This window comes from Hahella sp. HN01, assembly GCF_018986435.1.
Taxonomy (GTDB): Bacteria; Pseudomonadota; Gammaproteobacteria; order Pseudomonadales; family Oleiphilaceae; genus Hahella.
Genome location: NZ_JAHMIN010000095.1, coordinates 1 through 2,871 on the forward strand (window position 1 = coordinate 1; position 2,871 = coordinate 2,871).

Consider the following 2,871-nt stretch of genomic DNA (forward strand, 5'->3'; position numbering starts at 1 on the left):
GCGCCGAGTTAAAACGGCTTCGCAAAGAAAACAAAGAGCTGCGCATGGAAAAGGAAATTCTAAAAAAGGCTTCAGCCTTCTTCGCGAAAGAAATGAAATAAAGTTCGCCTTCATTCAGGCAGAGTCGAATCGCTTCTCTGTGAAAGGGCTTTGCTGGGCTCTGCGTGCAAGTCGATCAGAATTCTATGCCTGGCGACGGCGCTCCGCGCCGGTGATCCGGTTTGATGAGCTGCATCTGCATCGGCGAATGAAGCGACTGTTTAAAGCTTCTCGAAGCAGTCTGGGCAGTCGAGAGATGATGAAGAAGCTACGCRAAGAAGGCTTTCAGGTGGGACGCTACCGGGTTCGCAAGCTCATGAGGCGGCTTGGTCTTCAGGTCACGCAACGCGTTGCTTACAAACCCACTACAAGGCGCAAACACCATCAYGCGGTGGCGGATAACTTGTTGAATCAGAATTTTAATCCTACMGCGYCCAATCAGGTTTGGGCTGGCGACGTGACCTATCTGAAAACAGGAGAAGGCTGGATATATCTGGCCATYGTCATGGATTTATATTCCCGAAGGATCGTCGGGTGGCGCATYGATAAGCGCATGACAACGAGCCTGGTCAGCCAGGCGCTGATCAAGGCTTACAATTTGCGGAAGCCSCCCAAGGGCYTGGTATTCCATAGTGACCGGGGCTCTCAGTACACCAGCGGACATTATCGAAAACTGCTGGAAAAGTATGAAATCAGGGCAAGTATGGGCGATGTAGGAGCCTGTTGGGACAATGCGGTGGTTGAACGCTTTTTTGGTAGCCTTAAGCATGACTGGATATTAAAAATCCCCCAGCCCACCCGGGAACACATGAAGCAGGATGTCGTAGCCTATATGAGATATTACAACCTCGAAAGACTGCATACGGCGAACAATGATATGTCGCCGGTTAATTATGAAAACTCTCTAAAGAAAGTGTCCGGTGGGATTTGACCAGAACAATCTGACTCTTTCACCAGAGTACGTGCAGTGTTTTTTACCGAAATATTTAGCCCAGAATCTAGCCGCTTTTGAAGGTAATCGCGCACCAAAATTTCAGCGTTGAGTGCGTCTGCTACTTTCTTCTCATCCCTATATTGTTTATTTCGTTTCACGTTGGCCGCTACTAACCCCGGCCAACGGTACTCAATATAACCAGGCGATACATGCAGCCTTCGAGCGATCTTTTTCAGTGAGAGTGGTGGATCATGCTCCTCTACCAGCTTTACAACTTGGCTTCGGATACTTCGATGATCCAGCACTTTATTACGACGTGAAATCAAACAAACAGATTTTGACTCGAAGCCCGTCCCTAATGGTAGCGCCCTTGGTGCTGGGTAAGGCTGACCTGTCAAAACACCCCTTAGGGGCACCTGAGCCGCCTGGCAAAACTGCAATATACGATACAGCCCTGGAATACCTTTCTTGCCTTCCAAAAACGGGGAGAACCTAGTTGTTAGATCTCGCCTTTCTTCCCACTCACGGACTCCTTGAATGCCACCAAACTCACGCTCCATCACTAACAAAAGAGAAGAGAATATCGTATCCCATGAAAATCTATAACCTCCCGATATGAGTTCTACCAAATCATGCAAATCCCAGAGCCCAGTTACCAAATCTGAATCAGAGCACTTTGTATATGAGGAACAAAATGAAGCACCGCAGTTACAACATTCCGTTAGCGAATAATTGTGAAATACGGAATTCTACTCAAATCCACAGCAAGGACACGCGCGCTCAAGCTTAACCCAGTGACGCAAACAAACTTTGGCTAAGCTAAACTGCCATATCAACCTCAGGTATGGCACACCACCGCCAGCAATATCTTCTGACAAGCACTGCGGGCACCAGCGAATTGGGCCATCAATCAAGCTCCAACTTTCAGCAGGCATTTCGATACATATAGGTAACACGCAAGCCTTATCAATATTATCCTCACCAATGTATTGCTTAACCGCGAGCCTGAACTGTGCACTTGAAGCAACCGGGCGACAATATGTCGATAGTCCGGATTTTCCACCCGTTCTAATAGGATTAATTAAACTGAAATTTCGGTCAGACAACAAATGCGCCAATAGAACATCATTCATTCTTGCCACGTTAATCCCATGTACTGATGCAAGCCGAAACATAAATGATGCAGCAGATTCAATCTCTGGCGTACCGACACCAATTAATCGTAGAGGTACAAACTTAGCCATTGCTTCCTCTCTTGCCACTCTTTTCCTTGGTAGAGTATTTCTTTGGCTTCTGCTCAAATGGTTTTCGTTTGCTAGGCTTTCCAGCTTTTACTGAACCAGGGTCAGAAAAAGACAACACTTTTTTACCAAAAAAATATTCCTCACCGATTTCCAATTCTGCCTTCAACGTCAAAAGGTCTTCTTTCTTATACTGAACATCTTCGACCACCTTAGTGGACATCACATCCAAGCAGTTTGCTTCACAATACGAAATAGCTCTACCCAGCCACTTTGCAACCAAGCCAATCGAGCCATAAGTGCCACACCTGAGAACATCACTCCAATTTCGTATATCTATACCTTTGCTGACTCCAGGCATAACACTAAGATATGTTGAAATAATCTTCATGAATTCAATAAGCTCATTCTTTGAATCACGATATCGATTTACTACCCCGTAAATAAGTATCCGATCACTAAGCCATAATATATTTAAGTTCTGGATGCCTAAATAAACTTTGAATCAACGATGGCGTTCTTTTCATGCTCCGAAGGATTTTTAAAGCCATCTTTCTTAATTGGTCTGGACCTGCAATCTTCATCTTTCCCAGTCGCTGATGTTTCAAATAGCTCCACACGGACTCATCTGGATTGAGTTCAGGGGAGTAAGGCGGC

4 protein-coding genes and 1 pseudogene are annotated in these 2,871 nt (G+C 45.8%); 1 reads left to right on the plus strand and 4 read right to left on the minus strand.

Features of this window, described 5'->3' with window-relative positions:
* Positions 1-970: pseudogene (locus KP814_RS32205) on the plus strand (IS3 family transposase); the annotation flags it as partial.
* Here KP814_RS32205 and KP814_RS32210 read toward each other — a convergent pair.
* The 4 genes from KP814_RS32210 to KP814_RS32225 all read right to left on the minus strand — a co-directional run.
* On the minus strand, positions 931-1,602 hold the full coding sequence (locus KP814_RS32210) for a hypothetical protein (RefSeq protein ID WP_216740619.1): 672 nt from the start codon (positions 1,600-1,602) through the stop codon (positions 931-933). The pseudogene KP814_RS32205 and the gene KP814_RS32210 sit on opposite strands and share 40 nt — an antisense overlap.
* Before the next feature lie 120 nt (positions 1,603-1,722).
* Positions 1,723-2,217, minus strand: a complete 495-nt coding sequence (locus KP814_RS32215) for a TniQ family protein (protein WP_216740620.1) — start codon at positions 2,215-2,217, stop codon at positions 1,723-1,725.
* Positions 2,210-2,605 (minus strand): hypothetical protein, encoded by a 396-nt coding sequence (locus KP814_RS32220; RefSeq protein WP_216740621.1) that lies wholly within the window; start codon positions 2,603-2,605, stop codon positions 2,210-2,212. Before KP814_RS32220 ends, KP814_RS32215 begins: the two co-directional genes overlap by 8 nt.
* A 67-nt stretch (positions 2,606-2,672) precedes the next feature.
* Positions 2,673-2,871, minus strand: a 199-nt coding sequence (locus KP814_RS32225) for a transposase (RefSeq protein ID WP_216740622.1), incomplete at its 5' end; no start/stop codon positions are given.

What these genes read in the sequence shown, in the direction of transcription:
- KP814_RS32215 (WP_216740620.1), bottom strand. Translation starts at nt 2,217, where the DNA reads ATGGCTAAGTTTGTACCTCTACGATTAATTGGTGTCGGTACGCCAGAG.
- KP814_RS32220 (WP_216740621.1), bottom strand. Translation starts at nt 2,605, where the DNA reads ATGAAGATTATTTCAACATATCTTAGTGTTATGCCTGGAGTCAGCAAA.